This is a genomic window from Eudoraea sp. (genome assembly GCF_049669105.1).
Classification (GTDB): Bacteria; Bacteroidota; Bacteroidia; order Flavobacteriales; family Flavobacteriaceae; genus Eudoraea.
On record NZ_JBATKE010000111.1, the window covers coordinates 1 to 21,471 of the forward strand.

16 protein-coding genes are annotated in these 21,471 nt (G+C 38.3%); 7 read left to right on the forward strand and 9 right to left on the reverse strand.

Annotated features, from left to right (window positions below; translation table 11 throughout):
- Nucleotides 1-414 precede the first annotated feature (414 nt).
- On the forward strand, nucleotides 415-1,479 hold the full coding sequence (locus tag WBM60_RS09580; RefSeq protein ID WP_424276241.1) for an AI-2E family transporter: 1,065 nt from the start codon (nucleotides 415-417) through the stop codon (nucleotides 1,477-1,479).
- A 121-nt stretch (nucleotides 1,480-1,600) separates the two neighbouring features.
- Here WBM60_RS09580 and WBM60_RS09585 read toward each other — a convergent pair whose 3' ends face one another.
- From WBM60_RS09585 to WBM60_RS09600, 4 genes are all read right to left on the reverse strand, one after another.
- Nucleotides 1,601-2,227: a response regulator gene (locus WBM60_RS09585; protein ID WP_424259844.1), complete on the reverse strand. Its 627-nt coding sequence runs from the start codon at nucleotides 2,225-2,227 to the stop codon at nucleotides 1,601-1,603.
- Nucleotides 2,228-3,058: 831 nt separating this feature from the next.
- Entirely contained in the window at nucleotides 3,059-4,885 is a 1,827-nt protein-coding gene (locus WBM60_RS09590) for a PorP/SprF family type IX secretion system membrane protein (protein ID WP_424276240.1), read from the reverse strand.
- A gap of 209 nt (nucleotides 4,886-5,094) precedes the next feature.
- Complete coding sequence (locus WBM60_RS09595) at nucleotides 5,095-6,348, reverse strand: cell envelope biogenesis protein OmpA (RefSeq protein ID WP_424283012.1); 1,254 nt, start codon at nucleotides 6,346-6,348, stop codon at nucleotides 5,095-5,097.
- A gap of 496 nt (nucleotides 6,349-6,844) precedes the next feature.
- Nucleotides 6,845-7,036 carry a hypothetical protein gene (locus tag WBM60_RS09600; protein ID WP_424259847.1) on the reverse strand — a complete coding sequence of 64 codons (192 nt, stop codon included), beginning with the start codon at nucleotides 7,034-7,036 and terminating at the stop codon, nucleotides 6,845-6,847.
- A 216-nt stretch (nucleotides 7,037-7,252) separates the two neighbouring features.
- Here WBM60_RS09600 and WBM60_RS09605 point away from each other — a divergent pair, with 216 nt between their 5' ends.
- The 5 genes from WBM60_RS09605 (at nucleotide 7,253) to WBM60_RS09625 (ending at nucleotide 13,941) form a co-directional block, all read left to right on the forward strand.
- Nucleotides 7,253-7,909, forward strand: coding sequence for a dienelactone hydrolase family protein (locus tag WBM60_RS09605; protein WP_424259848.1), 657 nt, complete (start codon nucleotides 7,253-7,255; stop codon nucleotides 7,907-7,909).
- Nucleotides 7,910-7,911: 2 nt separating this feature from the next.
- Entirely contained in the window at nucleotides 7,912-8,538 is a 627-nt protein-coding gene (locus tag WBM60_RS09610; RefSeq protein ID WP_424259849.1) for a phosphoribosyltransferase, read from the forward strand.
- Between the two features lie 239 nt (nucleotides 8,539-8,777).
- A complete protein-coding gene (locus tag WBM60_RS09615) occupies nucleotides 8,778-9,239 on the forward strand; it encodes a pyridoxamine 5'-phosphate oxidase family protein (protein ID WP_424259584.1) in 462 nt (153 codons plus the stop codon).
- A gap of 166 nt (nucleotides 9,240-9,405) precedes the next feature.
- A complete protein-coding gene (gene ppsA, locus WBM60_RS09620; protein ID WP_424259576.1) occupies nucleotides 9,406-11,808 on the forward strand; it encodes a phosphoenolpyruvate synthase in 2,403 nt (800 codons plus the stop codon).
- 99 nt (nucleotides 11,809-11,907) lie between these two features.
- Nucleotides 11,908-13,941, forward strand: coding sequence for a TPR end-of-group domain-containing protein (locus WBM60_RS09625; protein ID WP_424276237.1), 2,034 nt, complete (start codon nucleotides 11,908-11,910; stop codon nucleotides 13,939-13,941).
- 146 nt (nucleotides 13,942-14,087) lie between these two features.
- On the opposite strand, the gene madM is transcribed toward WBM60_RS09625, so the two are convergent.
- From madM to WBM60_RS09645, 4 genes are all read right to left on the reverse strand, one after another.
- Entirely contained in the window at nucleotides 14,088-14,834 is a 747-nt protein-coding gene (gene madM, locus WBM60_RS09630) for a malonate transporter subunit MadM (RefSeq protein ID WP_424259578.1), read from the reverse strand.
- A gap of 9 nt (nucleotides 14,835-14,843) precedes the next feature.
- A complete protein-coding gene (madL, locus tag WBM60_RS09635) occupies nucleotides 14,844-15,215 on the reverse strand; it encodes a malonate transporter subunit MadL (RefSeq protein WP_424259579.1) in 372 nt (123 codons plus the stop codon).
- A 6-nt stretch (nucleotides 15,216-15,221) separates the two neighbouring features.
- The gene (locus WBM60_RS09640) at nucleotides 15,222-16,709 is read right to left on the reverse strand and encodes an acyl-CoA synthetase (RefSeq protein ID WP_424259580.1); all 1,488 of its coding nucleotides are present in this window, start codon (nucleotides 16,707-16,709) and stop codon (nucleotides 15,222-15,224) included.
- A gap of 636 nt (nucleotides 16,710-17,345) precedes the next feature.
- Complete coding sequence (locus WBM60_RS09645; RefSeq protein WP_424259581.1) at nucleotides 17,346-18,419, reverse strand: Fic family protein; 1,074 nt, start codon at nucleotides 18,417-18,419, stop codon at nucleotides 17,346-17,348.
- 341 nt (nucleotides 18,420-18,760) lie between these two features.
- Here WBM60_RS09645 and WBM60_RS09650 point away from each other — a divergent pair, with 341 nt between their 5' ends.
- A complete protein-coding gene (locus WBM60_RS09650) occupies nucleotides 18,761-18,916 on the forward strand; it encodes a hypothetical protein (protein WP_424259582.1) in 156 nt (51 codons plus the stop codon).
- 305 nt (nucleotides 18,917-19,221) lie between these two features.
- On the opposite strand, the gene WBM60_RS09655 is transcribed toward WBM60_RS09650, so the two are convergent.
- On the reverse strand, nucleotides 19,222-21,471 hold the full coding sequence (locus WBM60_RS09655) for a molybdopterin cofactor-binding domain-containing protein (protein ID WP_424259583.1): 2,250 nt from the start codon (nucleotides 21,469-21,471) through the stop codon (nucleotides 19,222-19,224).

Here is a 21,471-nt window from a genome sequence, read left to right on the forward strand (position 1 = left end):
TCCAGGATAAGGATTTTGAAGTCTTTACTTAATTCTGCCGCCGCAGACATGCCCGCAGGCCCACCGCCAGCTATGATAATATCATAAAAATCCATTAAAGTATTTAACGGTTTAATGCTACCGCAAATTTAAATAATGAAATGTACAATCAGGTAGAATTCATAGATAATCTTAAGAAAAATTATACCTAAATAGCATAATATTGCTTGTAATAAAAGCCATATTTATTCAATAATTAGTTTAAATTTACACCTCAACTCCCTTTGGCTCAGTCTTTTGCAATGCTTATTGCAGTTACGGGTCAATTCTATGTGGCGGTTGTTGTAGCCATTTTGGTGGGGAAATATGCCAGCAAGAATTAAGATAATATAATTATATTAGGTCTCCTATATATTCTTCTGATAATAAAAAACCATGAATCTTAAAGACAAAACAACAATAAAGTTCCCTTTTATTATAAGCCTTGCCGCCTTTATAATTGCTATTGCAGGTTTTATTTACGGAGCTTCGTTAATCACTCCAATTTTGATGGCATTGTTTATTTCTATTATTTGTACACAACCCATTACGTATCTTATGAAAAAAAAGGTACCACAAGGTTTGGCTGTTTTAATTGTGTTTACACTGCTTATAGCCATCTTTTTTGGATTTGGAGAACTAATAGGGAGTTCTCTGTCTTCCTTTTCCAAAAATGCCGGGATATATGAAGAAAACCTGAATAAAATAGGTGCTTCTTTTATAAGCTTTTTTAATGATCTTGGGTTTGATATTTCCTTTGATAAAATGAAAGGATTGATAGAGCCTGCTAAGATAATGGGTGTTACGGCCGGAGCCCTTGGTGAATTGGGGGGATTTATGGGCAATTTATTAACGATTCTTTTTTTGGTTCTATTTCTTTTATTGGAATTGGATGATATTGCTATAAAGGTAAAGGCGATCTTAAAAGACTATTCAGCCAATTATTCCTTTTTTGATACCATTGCCAGGAACATTCGTCATTATCTTTCAATTAAGACGCTTACAAGTCTTTTAACCGGAATAGTACTTTGGATTATTTTGGCAATAATTGGTATTGACTATGCTATCTTATGGGGTTTAATAGCCTTTTTATTAAATTATATTCCAACTATTGGTTCTTTTATTGCAGCTTTTCCTGCCGTTTTATTTGCGCTGGTCCAATTGGGATTCGGGGGCGCTTTGGCTACTCTTATTGCGTTTGTTGTGGTGAATATGATCATAGGAAGTATTGTTGAACCAAAATTGATGGGCCAGGGCCTGGGATTATCTACGGCGATTGTATTCGTATCCCTTATTTTTTGGGGATTTGTTTTTGGTACCGTAGGTATGTTTTTATCTGTTCCCCTAACTATGACCATGAAAATCATTCTGGAACAAAATCCAAAGACAAAATGGATAGCCATTGTCCTGGGAACAAAAAAAGATGCACAAGCTATGATTAATGAAAATGAATCCAATTAACCGGCAGAAGGTAAAAGTACTTTACAATATAATTTGTCAATTATGGTCATTTGTAGATCAAATGACCATTCTTTTATAACCTTCGCAGCCATGGTAGGCCAATACTAATCTTACCAAATCTTTAATTCTCCATTTCTTGTAGTTTGGTAAGCGCCTCCGATTTGGAATTCACATCGAGTTTTAAATAGATATTCTGAATATGAAAATTTACCGTGCTCGTTGTAACAAAGAGCTTGTCGGCTATTAGCTTGTATGTCGCTCCCTGACACAGATAATCAATTATCTGGTTTTCTCTTTCCGAAAAATTATGATATGATTTTCTGTGAAACATGGAGATCACAGCCTTTACAATATCATTGCTCATGGTAGCACCTTCATATTTAACAGAATTCAGGGCATTGTACAATCTTTTTTTGGTCACTGGTTTTGTCAAATAACCATTTGCCTGATTCTTGAAAGCCTTTTTGATTATCGCAAAATCTTTTTGGGCACTGATCATTATAACTTTAACATCAGGATCCCGTTTTCTGAACAATCCAATTCCTTTTATGCCACATACTTCGGGCATAGATACTTCAGAAACAATGATATCGGGTAATAGGTCATCATAATTTTCTAAGGCGTCTTCTACCGAATTATAAATACCTTGAAGGGAATAATCCTGGTAGGTTTCAAAATAGTACCTGTATGCCGCATGAAATAAACGGTCATTATCTATAACAATTATTTTAAGGATATTTGATTTCATATCTATTAGTATTTTGGGGTTAAAAAATAGTAAAGAAATAGAAACTAAAAATTTGAAAATGAGCAAGTTAATACGGATAAATCATAGCTCAGTCAGCAATTTTTAAACCATAGTAAATAGGGATGTATACTAGCAAAGATACTAGCCATCAATCTCATAAAATGAAATCAAATTTGATGTTAATGCCTTAAAACAAGAATTATCTGTTTTAAGAATTAGGAGCACCATTGAATAGAAATACATCCAGTCTTGTTAACCTTATTAGGAACGGAATAATTCCAGAAGCTGATAAGATAAACAAGAATAAAAACTGTATTTACTAAACTTTAAATGGGAGCCTCTTTTAAGAAGATTACGGGATGAGCTCTTGTTTTTGGCCTGTTGGGATGGCTGCTTTTGGGGTAATTTTGAGTCTGCATATTATGGGGTTTTGGGGGTTGAGCGAATGTTATTCATTTACTTTTATATTTTAAATATATATAAAAAACACAAAAGCACTGAGATAACGTAAGTATTTTCGTTCAAATGCAAACCAACTGGTCGGTAATTTTGTCCATTTACTCCATTATTTATACCTCAAAAAACTATGGGAAGTGCAATGTTTATAGCTAAATCCTCTATAGAAGCACAAAACTAAACCCATATATTGCTATTATAATTGAATAAGTTCGAAATTAACTCGTTCATATAGAAAGTAAGCCTAATCGCTAATGACTCTTAATTAATTACACTTGTCAGAATTCCATAAGCAGGACACACAATTATTTATGGATAACTATTATAAGTATAACAGACAACTTGTTTATTGTTCCTATTGTCCCTGGAAAATCATTAATCTTCATACATAAGATCCGCAGTTGCCGGGGGATTGTCAACCTGCATAATCCACTTTTCATCATTATATCTTCCATTTAAATCAGAAACATAAGCGATCTCGGCTTCTTCCTTAACTTTAAAATCAGCCAAATAAACATAATACAAACCATTTTTCTTATTGTAAAATTGTTTCGCATTCAACCCCTGTTCATTCAGCTGATTCATAAAAGCATTTAAATATTTCTTGTTTTTATATACATTGGCGATTACATAGTAACCAGATTTTACGCCAACATCTGTTAGATTACTAATTTTTATCGGAAGCTTAATATATTCTTTACGCTCGGCCTCAGATAAGCTATTATTAGATGTTTTTAGTTCCAGGTTATTGGTCGTTTTAAACTCCCTGTCGTTTGAAACCATTACTGTATTCTCAGGATTATTGAAATCCTGTAGGTTAGATTTAATGCTATTTTCAACATCACTACGCAAAATTCTTACGATCATTTCAAACTTTTTCTCGAATTGGGAGTTACGCGCATTCTCTATAGAGTCTTGTCTTAATATTAGCTCGTCCAAAATTAAACGGTTTTGGTAAGCCAGGGTATTGGGATCTTCCTCTTTTTCAATTGTATATGCAACAAGTGTAGTTTGAGGTGTATTTTTTACCTCTTTATTTTTGCCGGCAGATGATTTCTTCTTATCTCCGGTTGATTCAGTTTGAGCACTGGTTAACTTGGCTATTTGTGCTTCATACTTTCTGGTAAGTTCGTCAATCTGATTCTTCTTGTCTTTAGTTTGATTCTCCTTTAATTGCGCCAGTTGTTCTTCATAGTTTTGAACAATTTCATCAATTCTGTTTTCTTCTGATTTTACTACATATCCACCCAGGGCAGAAGGTTGATTTTTGAAAGTATACGCCAATGACAATTCATGATTCCAGCCAAATGCGGCATCCTGATCCAGGACATTTTTTTCTACCAAATACCCAAGAGATAACTTTTTACTAAGATTAAAACCTAAACCTATTGACATTCCATAGGTATCATCCAGTGTACTTTGAAACCAGCCATATTTAGGTAATTCAAGGATAACGGATCCTACATAAGAAAGACTCCCATCTATATTTTGGCCTAATTGAACAAGCGGCATTAACCTGGCGTTTGCGAATAAACCATATTTAGTCATAAATGCGTGCGTATATTGTAGCGATGTTTTTACAGTTTTGGTATTAAAACTCGTTAAAAATTCATTAGTGGTCTGGCTGTATCTGATAAGATCCTCCGCGTAGATACCGACATCAAAATTCCCATAGGAGAATGTAATTCCTGGTTGTATAGCGATCTTATTTTCTAACTTTGCTTCCAGTATTTGGGGGTCATTTTCTGTGGCAACCACACGATTTTTATCCAGCCCTAAACTGTAATAGGTAACGTTTGTACCAAATGTTAATTTACTTTTCGAACCCAATTGCACAGAAGTGGCATAATTTGCATTAAAGCCAAACTCCTGGATAACTCCTATTCGTTGACTGTAAACACCTATACCCAATGCAGTATGTTCATTAAATTTATTGCTAAATCCCAGATAATAGTTTTGATTATTGTCTTCAAAAGCAGCATACTGATTTCGGTGCAGAATATTCAGATATGATTTATTTTCCCTAACCAATGAAAATGTAGGATTTATTAAGAACCTGTTAAAAAACAACTGATTGTGATAGGCAGTGTTTGTACTTAGATCAGAAATTGCTTCCTGACCGTAAGAAGCTTGAATACATAGAATCAGGCAAAACACTTTAAGTACGAATACTTTCTTAATTATGTAGGTGTTACAGTTCATCTGATTGAAATTTAAAGTTTATTCTGAATATTTATAATCCGATTTGTACTATTTAAACTAGTGATGATCGGGTTGGATAATTCGAAAAATTTCTTTTAAACTAAGCACATTCTTATCTGAATAGTTGTTTTGAAATCATCGATCCTGGTGCTACCAAATGGATCATTGATGGGTACCTGTTTGGTCTAAGTTATAGCCTTGCTATTACTTTAATCATCTTCATAAACAGAGCTTGCGAAATTTACTTTTACATCATTGCTGAAAACTTCTGCAAAGTTATATCCGCCATTTTCCTCTTGTTTGTCTTTTTTGGGATTCGAAAAAGAGAATGCCACTTGCTGAGTAGAATCTTCAGCATTCCCGCGATTAGACATGACATAGCCCATTCCATCTCCGGTAAGGGAAATTGCAAAATCATCTTTGTCACTGTTAATAGGGCTCCCTAAGTTGACAGACCAGCCCACTTTTTTATTAAATACCTGTACCATAAATACATCCAGTCCTCCGTGGCCTTTATGACCATCTGATGCAAAAAACAGGGTAGTACCTCCCGCAAGATTGGGATATAGGTCGTTCTTTTTAGTATTTACTTTTTCACCTAAATTCTTTGCAACACCCATGCTTCCATCCTCATTTATTTCAGACACATAGATATCGTATTTTCCAAAAGTACCTGGCATGTCTGAGGTAAAAAATAATCGCTTCCCGTCATGAGTAACTGTAGGGTGCATGCTGGAGTAATATTTGGGAGATAATGCTACTTCTTTAATATTTTCCCATTGTCCATTTATCTTTTCCGCCCTATAGATTTTATGAACTAATTGTTTTTTAGAAAAAACACCATACTTGGGTTGTATGTAACTGGCTTTACTAAAATAAGCGGTGTTCCCATCTGCCGTAACTGTAATTGGAGTTTTATAGGCGTTTTTGTAGTTAAATGTTTTATCGTTTAAAACCACTAAATCATTTTCACTCTCCAATACCTGTTGTGCCAGGTCTGCTAATGATTCATTGTTATTGTTCGATAGACCCTTCACTGAGTTGTCTTGATCGGCTAATGGCCTATTAACGTGGTATTCGGCCCTAATTTGTTCCAACCAGTTTTTGTTATCATTCGTACCGGCTATCTCTGAGCCAGACGTCTTTTGCAGTGCATAGTGATAACGTTCAGAATAACCGGAACTGAGGATGCCATCTTCACTGATCGCTATCAATTTTTTATACCAAAACACGGCTGTCTCGTAATTTTGACTTAAAAAATTGGCATTGCCTAAATCTTCGTAAATTTCTTTTTCGGCATACCCTAAGCCTAATAACTCCTGATAATTACTCGCTCGTTTATTGGCTTCATAAATTTCCGGATTAGCAGATTTAGTAAACTTAGGATTCTGCGAATACGATGAATAGCAAAAAAACGTTATGATACATCCTAAAGCTACTTTGTAGGTTAAAGCATTCTTCATAGGTCAAGATATTGGGTTAATAACAATCCAAAGATCACAAAATGTTTGGAGCTATGACCTAGCAAAAATTCATAGTTTTTCGATAAATAGAGTCATTTATCGGATGAATGGAAGAATAACAGAGGTTGTTTTTCTACTTTAAAGAGTTTCTTAAGTACTGCTGCAATTGGGTTTAAGGGCTATTTAGGTTTGAAATGAAGTTATTGTTCATTTTTTGGAAAGAAACTTCCTGAAATCTGTTATTTTTTCAAGAATTGATAGAAAAATCATGTTATTTAACATAAAGTGTAGCTCTTTTCAGTGGTAACCTATAAGAGATATTTATATTGGAGCAGGCTATTTTACGGCTTGATAAAGGTCAGCTTGTTTTTTACTATTGCTGCTAAAATAAAAGACAGTGCATAAACAAATTTGTCTATCGCTATATAAAACATCTCTGGAGAATAACTTCATTTATAAGATATTATTGTCAAGGTGTATTCAATTAACAACTGCCTTAGTTTTTCTTATGTGTTTCCAGATGATGCTGCAGTAATCCTTTCAAACTTTCCAAATATTCCTTTAATACTACAATGTCAATATGAGGATGATTGGTAGCGGGAATAGTCATTGGGTTTTCATCTAAATACTGATAAAGTTCCGGGTATTCGGTCTCCATCAATGTCGTTAGCTCGGTAATTTCCTTCATCAAAATTTGTTTTGCATTCAAGACCCGGAGTTTAGGTGATTTTCTTTTTATTAAATAAATCTAGCCAGTTCCTAAAATAAAGGGAATGATCTAAATCAGTTTAATAATTGCATATGGGAATGACCGAAATCATTGCCTGACTGATTTGTTATCAATTACTTTGAAAAATGGAATTATGTACATAATAAGCAGGAACAAATTAAGAAAAGTTGAAGTATGTTGTTAGAGGAGAAGCATAAGACGATTGAGATCCCTTTAAACCAGGTTGTTTTAAAAGGAAACCTCTTTATACCTGAAAAGGCTAGGGCTTTGGTACTTTTCTCACACGGAAGCGGTAGCAGCAGGTTGAGTCCCAGAAATAATTATGTGGCTGGTGTGTTGCAGCATGAGGGGCTGGCCACCTTATTGTTCGATCTTCTAACGGAAGAAGAAGATCGGCTCTACAAAACCCGCTTCAATATTGACCTGTTGACTCAAAGATTGATCGAAGTAACGGAATGGATAAAAACGCAAAAGGAAACCAAAGGATTACAATTGGCTTATTTTGGAGCAAGTACAGGCGCAGCCTCTGCATTAAGTGCTGCTGCATACTTTGGTGATGAAATTGCCGCTGTGGTCTCCAGGGGAGGCAGGCCCGATCTTGCCATGTCCGAGTTGTATAAGGTAACCGCACCCACACTCCTCATCGTCGGTGGCTGGGACAAAGTGGTAATAGTACTGAATCAAAAAGCCTATGGCAATTTGAGATGTGAAAGGAAACTGGAAATTATTCCCGGCGCCACACATCTTTTTGAAGAAAGTGGCAAATTAGAGGCTGTGGCTGCAGTATCGGCAAAATGGTTTACAAAACATCTACAACCAAAAAAAAGCTAAGAATGTTTAAGGATAGAATTGATGCGGGAATTCAGTTGGCAAACAAATTACTGCCATTTAAAGATAAAGAAGTAGTAGTCCTGGCCATACCCAGAGGTGGATTACCCATTGGGGCAATTGTCGCAAAAGCCCTTCAAGCCCCTTTGGACGTTGCTCTTTCCAAAAAAATTGGACATCCATATAACAGAGAATATGCCATAGGTGCAGTAAGCCTGGAAAATATAATACTCAAAGATGTCTCAGGGATTCATAAAAACTATATTGCCGAAGAAACAGAGCGAATTAGGGAAAAATTAAAAAAACGACACCAGCAATACTATCAAAACAGACAGCCGGAAGAATTAAAGGATAAGGTTGTGATTATTATAGATGATGGCATCGCCACAGGAAACACTATTAGGGTTACCGCAGAAATGGTTCGTACCCAAAAACCCAAAAAAGTAATTGTGGCCATTCCAGTGGCGCCTCCTTCGGCGGTTAAAAGCCTGGAAGACTCACCCCATATCGACCAGGTAATCTGTTTACAGACTCCGTCTGATTTTATGGCCGTAGGGCAGTTCTATGACTTTTTTAACCAGGTCTCCGATGAAGAAGCCATACAGTTATTGGAAGAATGTAATGTGGCTTAATTTAAATAAAACATCTCCAAAATTAGCTTTGGTATTAGACAGATATTAGGATCATTCTGAGGCCTATTTCAATATAGATTACCTCATTATAATCTTAGGATACCTTTTGGTTGTTTTGAGAATAATTTTTACATCCAACTGATTCACATCATTCCAAAAGTGTTTTCTTAAGACTAAGTTTATGTCTAAAAGGGGAATTATTCTTAAGAATAATTAGAATATGATCAAATTATGTTGTGATGATAAAAAAATTAGAAACCAGGGAATGCACCGAGCTGTTGAACAATAATTATATTGGGCATTTGGCATTCATAGCACATAAAGAACCTCATGTAATTCCGATTACCTATTATTATGATCAGGCAAATAATGCCATTATTGGCTATTCTGCGGAAGGCCATAAGATAGAGGCCATGAGGAAAAATGATATTGTCTCACTGGAGGTCGAAGAAATAAAGTCTGTAAATAACTGGCGATCTGTACAAGTGCATGGCATGTTTGAAGAACTGCAAGGAATTGATGCCAAGTACCTGCTTCATGAGTTTGCCCAAAATGTAAAAAAGTTAATTACCAGAAAGGAGGGTTCACATCCCGAATTTATCAGTGAATTTTCCAGTAAATTATCTGAACAGGGTATCCCAATAGTATATCGGATCAATATAAATGAGATTACCGGTAAATTCAGGGAGGCCCCAAAATAGGGGAGATGTGCTATTCCAGGAAAAAAGTTCTGTCTGTTGTAATTGCCCTAAACGGCTAACAACTCACTGATCAAAATCATAGTAGGGCTTGGGAAACTATAGGAAATTTGTTGTAGGAGAAATGATTTCAGGTTTTAGGAATCACTGGTTTGTAAATAAAATAGCAATGAAAAAATATATCAAATACTTTGATGAAATAGGGATACAAGATATTCCGCAGGTAGGAGGCAAAAACGCTTCATTAGGTGAAATGTATAACAAACTTACCTCCCAGGGACTAAAAGTGCCCAATGGTTTTGCGACTACTTCTGAAGCTTACTGGAATTTTCTGGATGAAAATTCCCTTCGAAAACCTTTGCAAATTACGTTGGCACAATTAGATACTGAAAATTATTATAATCTAAACGAAATAGGGGCAAAGGCCCGTAAGCTGATTTTGGGTGGAAAAATGTCATCAGATCTTGCCCGAAAAATTATTGAAGCCTATCAAAATCTATATGAAAATGAACAGTGTGCTGTCGCCGTACGCAGCAGTGCCACGGCCGAAGACCTGCCTGATGCAAGTTTTGCGGGCCAGCACGACACATTTTTGAATATAAAAGGCGCAGCCGCATTGCTTGAAGCAGTCAAAAAGTGTTTTGCTTCTTTATATACAAATCGTGCAATTAAGTATCGGGAAGAAAAGGGTTTTAAACATGATGAGATAGCCCTCTCTGTTGGAGTACAAAAAATGGTACGGGCAGATATGGGCTGTTCAGGCGTCGGTTTTACTATTGAACCTGAATCCGGCTTTGACAATGTCATCTTGCTATCCGGCGTTTGGGGATTAGGCGAGAATATTGTTCAGGGTACTGTTAACCCCGATGAGTACTACATATTCAAACCGGGACTGGAATTGGGAAAATACCCCATCATCCAGAAAAAAATGGGGGATAAAAAATTAACCATGATCTATGAGAAGTCCAAAAAGGGGATTCCAACAGTCAATATACATACACCGCTTCCCAGACAGCGACAATTTGTATTATCTGATGAAGAAATAATTACTTTGGCACAATGGGCTTCGGTAATTGAAAAGCACTACCAAAAACCTATGGACATCGAATGGGCAAAGGATGGACTTACCAATGAACTCTATATTATTCAGGCCCGTCCTGAAACGGTACACCAGAGTAAGAACAAAAAATTGCTCATACAATATAAACTACTGGAAAAAGGAAAGGTGCTGGCTAGCGGAAATGCAGTTGGCTCCAAAATCAAAGTTGGGATACCCCGTCTTTTGCAATCGCCCAAAGAGGGAAAAAACCTGACACATGAACATATAATTGTTACCGATACCATCACGCCAGACTGGGATCCCTTATTGAAACAAGTAGGTGGTATAATAACCAATAAAGGCGGAAGAACAAGCCATGCTGCAATAGTGGCACGGGAGCTGGGTGTTCCGGCAATTGTGGGTTGCCAAGATGCCACAGCTACAATTGAGGATGGGGAAATGATTACTTTATCCTGTTCCCAGGGTAAAACGGGGTATGTCTATGAAGGTAAACTTTCTTACAAAGAGGAGGAAATCGACTTTTCAAACATACGGATGCCACATACTGAGGCAAAAATGATATTGGCCGATCCGGAAAATGCTTTTCAATTATCGCTTTATCCTAATGATGGGGTAGGTTTATTACGAATGGAGTTTATCATAACCCACTCCGTAAAAGTGCATCCCATGGCCTTGGTCAAATTTAATAATCTAAAAAATGCCACTGTAATACAGCAAATAAACAAACTTACCCAGGGTTATACCAACAAGCAGGACTATTTTATAGATCAACTCTCACAAGGTATTGCCACTATTGCGGCAGCATTTTATCCGAAAGAGGTCATAGTTAGGTTGAGTGATTTTAAAACCAATGAATATGCCAACCTGATTGGGGGCAAGGATTTTGAGCCGAAAGAGGAAAACCCTATGTTGGGTTTCCGGGGGGCATCCAGATATTACAACGACCTCTATAAAGAAGGGTTTGCCCTGGAATGTGCTGCCATTAAAAAAGTTCGAGATACCATGGGCCTTGATAACCTTAAAGTAATGGTTCCTTTTTGCAGAACGTTGGAGGAAGGTAAAAAAGTGGTGGCCATCATGGAAGAAAACGGATTGAAGAGAGGCGAGAAGGGTCTTGAGATTTATACGATGGTAGAAATTCCAAGCAACGTAATTTTGGCAGAGGAATTTGCTGAAATATTTGATGGATTTTCCATCGGTTCCAACGATTTGACCCAGCTGACTTTAGGAATCGATCGCGATTCTGAATTGATGGGCCAATTGTTCGATGAAAATGACCCCGCTGCCAAAAAGATGATCGCCATGGCTATAGCTTCTGCGCGAAAGACCAATACAAAAATTGGGCTGTGCGGACAAGCACCCAGTGACTTCCCGGAATTTGCCAGTTTCCTGGTAAAGGAAGGCATCAACAGTATATCTTTTAATCCGGATGCGCTATTACAGGGGATTGAGAATATTAATAATGCGGAAAAAAGTTTTGTAACCTTTGGACAGGCTGCCAGCAGTAATTGAAAATATTCTCTTTTGGAACAATCAAAGTCGGAATAGCCGGTTTAACCGGGTTGAACTTTAAATGATTAATACGTAATGGTATAAAACAAGAAGTCTACAATGCATGCCAAAAGAAAACTAGCTGCAATTATGTTTACCGATATTGTCGGTTATACAGCCTTGATGGGATCAGATGAGGATAAGGCATTTGACGTGTTGGAAAAAAGCCGGGATATTCATATCAAAAGCATCAATAAATTCAGCGGCAAACTTATCAAAGAAATGGGCGATGGTATGCTGGCTCAATTTGATACTGCAATTGACTCGGTGTTGTGCGCAATCGAAATACAAAAACAGGCCAGGCAGCAAATCAAAGAGAAAATTCGGATCGGATTACATTTGGGTGATATCACTTTTGATCATGAAGATATTTTTGGAGATGGCGTAAATATTGCCTCTCGATTACAATCGGTTGCAGACCCCGGAGGTATTTATATATCTGAATCTATTCAAAAATCCATTCGGGCCAAAAGCACTGTTAATACGAAATACCTGGGTCAGGTCAAATTAAAAAATGTTGATTATCCGGTAAACACCTATTCTATCGTTGAAGATGGACTACCAACCCCTTCTGCTTCTAAAATAGAGCAGCTTAAGGGAAAAAGTCTGTTTTATAAACTTACAAGGTCAATTTATACCTATATCATTCTGCTACTGTTGATTATTGCAAATGGACCTTGGATACGAAATGCCTTCAAAACTGAGGCCTCTCCCATAACATCATTACTTATTCTGCCATTTGACAATTTTACAGGCGATGAATCATTAGAATATGTTGTCGCTGGTATACATGATGCCTTAATTGGGGATGTGGGAAAAATAAGTGCCTTAAGAGTACCTTCTAAACGAACAGCCAATGCCTATCGTAACGTAGAAAAATCGATTCCTCAAATAGCTACTGAGCTCAATGTCGATGCAGCCGTAGAAACTTCCGTGACCTGTTATGGTGAAAATATTTGTATTCAGGTAAAATTGGTAAGCGCCTTTCCTGAGGAGAAGCAGTTGTGGGTGCACGATTTCAACATTGAGAAAGGAGAGCTTTCGAATCTTTCCAGAAAAATTGCCAAAGAGATCTCCCAGCAAATTCATTTAAATCTGACTCCTATGGAAGAGCAATTGCTGGCTGAAGCCAAACCTATAGACCCGGATGCTTACGAAGCCTACTTAAGAGGAATGAGTTATTGGGAGTTAGGGACAAAACCTGACCTTGACCGTGCTATGGGTTATTTTCAATTGTCACGTGAAATTGATCCAGATTATGCTCTTGCTTATTTGGGTATTTCAGGAACGTGGGGAGCCTATGTTCAACATGGGTTTTTACCCCTTAGTGAAGTCTACGAGAAAGCCGAAGCTGCACGAAATATGGCCCTAAAACTTGACAGTTCGCTGGTGGAGATTATCGCCCATAAGGCCGGCGGTTATACCTGGGGGGAGTGGAATTGGAAAAAAGCTGAAAAAGAGTTTTTAAGGGCAATTGAAATAAATCCAAATTATGCCTTTTCACAGGCATATTACTCCCATTTTCTGGCAATAATGGGCGATCCCGAAAAAGGGCTCCCACATAGTGAACTCGCTATGCAGCTAGACCCATTTAATACATTATATATGTCAATTCATGGGCAGGCACTTAAAAATGCCGGTAAGTTTGATGAAGCTCTTGAATTGTTACAAAAACTATATGAAATAGAACCAGATCAGGGCATTGCACTCCCCGCATTGTGGGCGGTTTATCATGAATTGGGCGATGAGGAAAAGGCGCTCGATATTGCAAAAAGAATATACACATTGAGGGAAAATGAGCTGGCCTTGAAATCCCTGGAACAAGGGTTTGAAGAAGGCGGCTATCATTTGGCCATGCAACGCACGGCCGAGATGATGATATCAAAACGCGATTCGATCTATTTTCCTTCATGGCAAATATTTACACTTTATTGCCGCGCTGGGATGAAAGAAGAGGCCTTGGAATGGCTCGAAAAAGCATATGAAGAACATGACAGTAACATGCCTTACATTAGTGTAGATCCTCTTTTTGACTTTATACGTAACGAACCTCGGTTTCAGAACCTCCTTAAAAAAATGGGCTTACCGTTATAAAAGGCATTCTGTTATAAAGAGCTTGATTAATCAGCATATAAACAAAACCAACTTAGCAGCATTTAGCTGATATTAGCTGTATGGTTCTCCTTATTGTCTTTTTTATTTTCACTGCTTAAATGCTTAGCAGCACTTCACTATAAAAACTAAAAGCCAAACAACCGAAGTGATAAGTAAAATATTGACGGACACAACAGGCATCCTAATCCTGTGAAAAATGTGGCCGTTAGTGCTCCATAGGGCACCAACTTTTCGTCGGTAGCGGCAAGACCAGCTACTACACCACTGGTTGTTCCCAATAATCCTCCAAAGACCATTGCTGAATGTGGGTTGTCCAATTTTATCCTCTTGGCAATAATTGGTGTGGCAATTGTAAGGAAAATGGTTTTTACAATCCCTGTGGCAACGCTAATGGCTATTACTTCCGAACTGGCTCCTAAAGCTGAACCGGTTACCGGACCCACAATATAAGTGCAAGCGCCTGCCCCTATGGTTGCAATGCTTTCGGCATCTGAATAACCTAAGCTGATTGCAATTACCACACCTACAAAAAATGAGACAAATACACCGACGAATAAAGATATAGTGCCGGCAAGACCAGCTTGTTTTATTTTACTGATGTCAGCACCCATTGCGGTTGCAACTACCGCAAAATCCCGTAGCATGGATCCCCCTAGTAGAGCCATACCTGCAAAAATAGTGACGTCAGATATCCCTTTTTTATCGCCAAAAAAGGCCAATGCTAACCCAATGATAACGGCAATGGCAACAGCCGGAATTCTCTTTTGGGTAAAAGTTTTAGATATCCAGGCAGAAAGCAACATGATAACTCCAACAAGAAGAAAGGCAAATATGAGTCCGTTTTTGCCAATGACATCGTTAATGATTTCCATTTTCCCCTTTTAAGATTCTGATTCATTTTTTCTGCCAATCTTAGCGATAACCGGCACTAAAAACAGACAGACTATCGTAACGCCTATACCGGCAAGAATGGCTATGAAACCCCCGGACACCGCAGCCTTTACATTAAGTGTAGCCGCCATTGCTACTACAATTGGTATGTATATCGAACTCCAGAACCAAATCCCTCTTTCTGATTCCTGAACCAACCATCCTTTTTTTCTTAAATAGATACTTGATAACATCAACAGGAACATGGCAAAACCTACACCACCTATATCACTTTTGATATTGATAAGTGCACCCAGCATATTGCCCAGTATTTTACCCAATAAAAAGCATCCGGCCAAAAGGGCGACTCCATATATTTTCATGTTTCGTTATTTAGTAGTAATAAATAGCTGTTTAATATCGTTTTTAGTAACCTTACCCATAACATTTCTGGGTAGATCATCTTGAATGATATATTTTCTCGGGGTTTTATAGCCGGGTAATTTATCGCTAAGCCATGCTTTCAATTTTTCGATATCTAAATCTTTTGACGCTAAAATAAGGCTGGCACCAATGAGTTCTCCCCATTCGTCATCCGGAATACCTACTACACCGCAATCCTTAATTTTTGGATGTGTTCGTAAAATTTCTTCGATTTCCAATGCCGAAATTTTATACCCTCCCGATTTTATGATGTCAATGGAGTTCCTTCCCAGTATTTTATAACTACCATAATCTAAAACGGCAATATCACCTGATTTAAACCATCCATCAGGGGTAAAGGTATTGGCAGTTTCTTTTGGTTTGTTCCAGTATTCTTTAAAGACATTCGCTCCTTTAATTTGAATTTCCCCTTGCATTCCTTCAGCCACCTCCGTATCGTTTTCATCTGCCAATCGTATGCTTACTCCGTGCAATGCTTGCCCAATATGACCAGGTTTTCGTTCACCATGGTATGGGTTGCTTATGGCCATTCCCATTTCTGTCATTCCATAGCGCTCCAATAAGGTATGACCACTTATTTCTTTCCATTGTTCTAAGACGCTTACGGGTAATGCGGCAGATCCAGAAACCATTAATCTGAATGATTTTAGCTGTTCCGATATTTTTTGTTGGTCTGATTCCGGGAGTTCATTGTAATAGTTTATCAATTTAAAATAAATAGTGGGCACGGCCATAAAGACATTGACCTCATTTTTACAAAAAGTATCAAAAACCGCCTTCGTGCTAAATTTAGAAAGAAACTCGCAACAAGCCCCGCTCCATAAAGCACAACTTAGCATGTTAATGATACCATGAACGTGATGTAGCGGAAGCACGTTTAAGACATGGTCGTCTTTATCCCACTCCCACGAAGTTGTTAATGCCGTTATTTGCGTTTCAATATTGTTGTGCGTGGTGACCACGCCTTTAGGTGACCCGGTTGTGCCACTGGTGTATAGAATAAGCGCACTACGCACCATTTGAACGTCGGGTAAACTGCCTTCTTGCTCATCAAATGTTTCAGATGGGATAAAACGGATGTCGGTTGTATTAAAAAGCGGCTTAAGCAGGCTTTCAAATTCTTTTGAAAAAACTACGGTAGAAGCTTTGGTGTCTTCGAGAATATAGGTAATGGAAGGTAATGGATGTTTTTCGCAAAGCGGAACGGCTATGCCACCGGACCTCCAGATTCCCCATTGAATACATGCGTACTGGAAACCCGCAGGAACCAAAAATGCTATTCTAGCCCCGTTTAAATCTTTATCGCCGTTTAATAATTTGATGCCTACACTTTTAGATTCACTTAAAAGCTGGCTGTAGGTATAACTTTGTCCGTTACTTTTTATCGCTATTCTTTCTTTAAATGCAGAAGCGCGATCTATTAATGTTATCATTTACGAAATTATCGATTAAGCTGTTTTGTAATAGACTGCCCTATGTACCACAACTATTATAGTGGTGTGCGAGTTTTACCGCAGGGCTAATTTCTGCAGAAATATAGTGAAAACCTGGAACATTGGATACCTCACGATTCCTCTACCATGAGTGGCGAAGTATTTAGGCCCTGCAAGGGCCTTGTCATGGTCCACCTGAATCGAGTTTGCCACAGGGTCGCCGTTAAATCTGCTTTAAGGTGGCATAAGATTTTACGATTAAAGAGGCAAAAAAATAGCTATTGAATGCTTCGAACTCTATTTCAGAAGTAGGGTATTTTTTGTTTTCACCGCTTAAGTGCCTGGCAGCACTACACTATAAAAACAAAAATCCCAACCACTTTCGTAATTGGATTCTCTTGGTCGGGCTTGGTCAACGAAGTTTATCCAAGATAAACGTAGTTGTGCTGGCAGCATGCCACGTATTGTTACAAATAATTGATTTTTACTATTTTGATTGCACTTATCTAAATCAAATCCCTTTAGGAACACCTGGCTTAATAAGTAACTTAAGAACGAAGTATTTATGTGTTGTTTACAAAATAAAATTATAAAGAAAATCGATATGATTAAATGATTCCGACTTCTAGCTTTGTTCTAGCTTTTAAGTATTTCAAATAGTTTTACATTCAGAAACAAATTCTCTACTCCCACCTTTTGCGATTTAAGGATACCTATTTTTTCCAACTCTTGTAGATATTCTGCCGCGGTTTGGCGTTTGGCGATATTTTTATCTACCAAAAACTTAACCTTGCAATAAGGCTGTTCAAAGAGTAATTCTATCAGTTCCTTTGAATACACGCGAGAGGGTAATTTATCCTTGGCCAGCAAGATGGTTTCCTGCATGAGCGAATTGATGGTATTTATCTTCTGTAAAGTATATATAGCAGTTTCTTCGATGCCTTTTAGCATATATAAGATCCATCCTTCCCAATCTTGCTTTTCGGTAACTGCCCTTAATTTTTTATAATATTGATTTTTGTTTTCTATGATATACCTGCTCAAATAAAGTATCGGTGTATCCAATAATGCCTTTTCAACCAAATATAGGATATTCAAAACACGTCCGGTTCTTCCGTTACCATCGGGAAATGGGTGAATAGCCTCGAACTGGTAATGCATTACCGCCAATCGCACCAAATCATCAAGACCATTTTCTGAATGTATAAAATCTTCCAAGTTCTTTAACAAGTCCCTAATGATCGTTTCGCCTTCGGGCGGTGTATAAATAGTTTTGTCATTACTCGTTATTCTAGTCCCGGTTGTTTTTCTTATGCCGGCGTTGTTTTCTTTGATTGTCTGTACGATGGAAATAAATGTATTAGTCGAAAGTGGTCTTTTATCCAAGTTCTTGTAACCTTCCCATAATGCTTGTCGATACCTCAAAACCTCCTTGGTTTGCGCATCGGTAGTATTCGTATTGGCTGTAAATGCCTGATACAAATTATCTTGGGTAGTAACTATATTTTCAATCTCAGAACTGTCTTTTGCTTCCTGTAAGGTAATTGCATTGACCAACATAGATTGGTTAGGGATTTCATTAGCCCTGCCCTTTAACTCGGCCAAAACTCTTGTAGCCGCAATGGCTTGCTTTAAAACCTTTTTAGTTTCAAGCTCTGCCGCTGGTGGCACTAAAGGTAAATCGTTATACGGTTCTTTTGGATTGTACATGATTTCGACATTTGCATACAAATATGTCGATGACATCGACACAACACAAATATATGTCGAAATATTTAACTTTTATCGACATGTATAAAATTTGATTGCAAAACCACATCCGTTAATAGTAATATTAAGCATTAATTATGTCCCGTAAAAGGTGAATTAGGGAAACTACTAAAAGAGACCATGTATAGGACATCGCTATAATAAACTTTTTATAATTGTAAAACTGTCCTGTAAATCGGAAGTTTTTGTGGACATAAATGATCAGCATTTTAGCAGCGCGACGAATAATGAGGATGTTATATGATTATACATAATATCAGATTAAAATAAAATCAAGAATCATGAAAGTCTTTACCGATAATCACCAGGGGACATTCCCAAAACTTTCCGCACATATAGGACGCGTAATAGGACACCTTTGTTATGAAATTTGTACCGCTTTGGATTCTCTTGGTCGGGTTTGGTCAACGAAGTTCATCTTTGATGAAGGTAGTTGATGTGGTAGTCCTATTATAAGGGTTTTACCACCCTGATTTTTAATATTTTACCTTGCTAATTTAAAGCGGTACACCGCTATGCAATTTCTAGTGTAAATAGACACAATCGATGTAATTCTTTATCACAAAAAGTTAAAAAACATATAGTAAAAATAAAAACTTGCCAAATAGTTACATCTGAACTTGATTAGTCCCGTAAAACGTTCCTTTTAAGGAAACATTCGAATATAGGCATTGGATTTGTCATTTTATATTCGATTTTTATGATGGATAATTTTATAGTTTTCGCACAATTTGTCTATCCCTTAAGCCTTTTCTGTAATAAAAGGCTGATCGTAATGTCGCTTTCCGGTTGCCTTGTACAAGGCATTGGCCACGGCTGCGAAGATAGGGGGGAACATCGGTTCACCCAAGCCCGTAGGGTCAATTTGGTTTTTAACAAAATGAACATCAATTTCCTTGGGTGACTCGCTCATTCTGATCATTCTGTACCTATCAAAGTTGTTCTTTTGTGGTATACCTTCATTGAAGGTCAGTTCTCCGTAGAGTGCATTTCCAATACCATCTACAATACCACCTTCGACCATATTGACGGCTGAATCCGGATTGACAACAATTCCGCAGTCAATGGCACAAGTGACTTTTTGCACCAAAGGCATGCCATTTTCAATGACCATATCCAGTACTTGTGCTGCATAGGAATTATGGCAAAAATAAGCTGATACACCACGATGGATACCAGGGTCTGATTTACCCCAATTGGATTTCTCCTTAACCAGTTTTATTACGTCGGCATAGCGTTCTGCCTCATAATCGTTATTTTCACCTACTGGATTTTTAATGGCGCGATCAAGTAATTCCAATCGAAAATCGATGGGGTCCTTATCCGCAACTTCGGCAACTTCATCCAGAAAGGACTGCTCCGCACTAGCCATAAAATTGGAACCGGGTGCCCTGAAAGATCCTACGGTAAGATTGGTATCGATAGTCCAATCCTCCGCTAGGTAATTCTCTATCGCACCTGCAGGAAAGCGGTTAGCTGCCAAAGGACTTTGAGGGATTCCCCCGGTCTTTACATGGAAAGCGATGAGGTTATTGTCAGAATCCAAACCTGCCCTAAATTTTGCATGATAGGCCGGGCGGTAGATGCCGTCGGTCATATCGTCTTCACGGCTGTAAACCAGTTTTATGGGCGCATTCATTTTTTTGGAAATCAACGCGGCCTCTATCAACCAATGGGCATAGGATCTACGACCGTAGCCTCCTCCCAAACGAGTCATTTTAATATCGATCTTCTCCAAGGGTAGACCGAGCCGGGCCGAAAGTGCCTGTTCGGTAAGTTCCGGTTTTTGTAATGGTCCAATGAGTTCTGCCTTTTCATCCGTAACATCAGCAAAAAAGTTCATAGGCTCCATACAGTTATGGGCCAGGAACGGGGCCGTAAAAGTGCTTTCCACAATCTTTGCCGCACGCTTGAATGCTGCTTCGGGGTCGCCATCCACACGTTGTATTTCCCCTGCTTTGGCAGCCATGGCTTCCATTTGGGCGTAATGATCGTTTGTGCTTTCAAGTCCTGAAGGTGTAGTTTCCTCGTATTTTCTACCAAATCGATCCCGTGACACCGTTGAACTTTCTATAGGTTCACATTCTATTTTTAGGGCTTTTTTGGCGTTCATCACTTCCCAGGTAGAGTTGCCAACTACTACGGCCACTTCATTGAAGGTTCGTGTATCAAAGAAGGTCTTCTCGTAACCATCGTTAAAGACTTTGACCGTAAAAACATCTTTTATCCCGGGCATATTCCTTGCCTCCGAGTCATCCACCGATTTTAGTTTCAACCCAAATGCGGGAGGGTGAACGATCATCGCGATAAGCATACCCTCGCGGTGGGTGTCTACACCAAATAAAGGTTTACCTGTCACGATTTTCAATCCGTCTACATTTTTACGGGACGTACCTATAATCTTAAAATCGTTCACGTCTTTAAGTTCAACTTCCTCGGGGACTTCAATCTGCGCAGCTGCCGAAGCCATTTCTCCATATCCTGAAGTTTTGCCGCTTGATTCGTGATGCAATACACCTGCATCCGTCGTGATTTCTGCTACAGGTACCTGCCAGGCCTGTGCAGCCGCTTCCTTAAGCATTTGCCGGGCTGAAGCACCTGCCATCCTCAAGCCAGGCCAACCCCGTCGTATCGCCTGGCTACCACCGATAAATTGAAAACTAAAAGCATCAGTATTCAAAGGGGCCTGTTCTACCAGGACATCTTTCCATTCCACATCCAGTTCGTCGGCCACGATCATTGGCATGGATGTCTTTACGTTCTGACCGCCTTCGGGATTGGGTGACATAATGGTTACCAATCCGTTTTCACCAATTTTCAGATAACCGTTGATTTCAAACCATTCTTTGGGCATTTCCTTTCCGCCCAATTTTCCTAATTCTTTAGGTTTACAGGAATTCAGCCAGCTGAATCCAAGAACCAGGCCACCACCAGCCAGACTGGTATTTTTTATAAATGCGCGTCTTCCGATTTTAGTTTTTGCAATTGACAT

Coding starts and splice junctions, on each gene's coding strand:
- WBM60_RS09580 (WP_424276241.1), top strand. CDS start 415: ATGAATCTTAAAGACAAAACAACAATAAAGTTCCCTTTTATTATAAGC.
- WBM60_RS09585 (WP_424259844.1), bottom strand. CDS start 2,227: ATGAAATCAAATATCCTTAAAATAATTGTTATAGATAATGACCGTTTA.
- WBM60_RS09590 (WP_424276240.1), bottom strand. CDS start 4,885: ATGAACTGTAACACCTACATAATTAAGAAAGTATTCGTACTTAAAGTG.
- WBM60_RS09595 (WP_424283012.1), bottom strand. CDS start 6,348: ATGAAGAATGCTTTAACCTACAAAGTAGCTTTAGGATGTATCATAACG.
- WBM60_RS09600 (WP_424259847.1), bottom strand. CDS start 7,036: ATGAAGGAAATTACCGAGCTAACGACATTGATGGAGACCGAATACCCG.
- WBM60_RS09605 (WP_424259848.1), top strand. CDS start 7,253: ATGTTGTTAGAGGAGAAGCATAAGACGATTGAGATCCCTTTAAACCAG.
- WBM60_RS09610 (WP_424259849.1), top strand. CDS start 7,912: ATGTTTAAGGATAGAATTGATGCGGGAATTCAGTTGGCAAACAAATTA.
- WBM60_RS09615 (WP_424259584.1), top strand. CDS start 8,778: ATGATAAAAAAATTAGAAACCAGGGAATGCACCGAGCTGTTGAACAAT.
- ppsA (WP_424259576.1), top strand. CDS start 9,406: ATGAAAAAATATATCAAATACTTTGATGAAATAGGGATACAAGATATT.
- WBM60_RS09625 (WP_424276237.1), top strand. CDS start 11,908: ATGCATGCCAAAAGAAAACTAGCTGCAATTATGTTTACCGATATTGTC.
- madM (WP_424259578.1), bottom strand. CDS start 14,834: ATGGAAATCATTAACGATGTCATTGGCAAAAACGGACTCATATTTGCC.
- madL (WP_424259579.1), bottom strand. CDS start 15,215: ATGAAAATATATGGAGTCGCCCTTTTGGCCGGATGCTTTTTATTGGGT.
- WBM60_RS09640 (WP_424259580.1), bottom strand. CDS start 16,709: ATGATAACATTAATAGATCGCGCTTCTGCATTTAAAGAAAGAATAGCG.
- WBM60_RS09645 (WP_424259581.1), bottom strand. CDS start 18,419: ATGTACAATCCAAAAGAACCGTATAACGATTTACCTTTAGTGCCACCA.
- WBM60_RS09650 (WP_424259582.1), top strand. CDS start 18,761: ATGAAAGTCTTTACCGATAATCACCAGGGGACATTCCCAAAACTTTCC.
- WBM60_RS09655 (WP_424259583.1), bottom strand. CDS start 21,471: ATGTCAATTGCAAAAACTAAAATCGGAAGACGCGCATTTATAAAAAAT.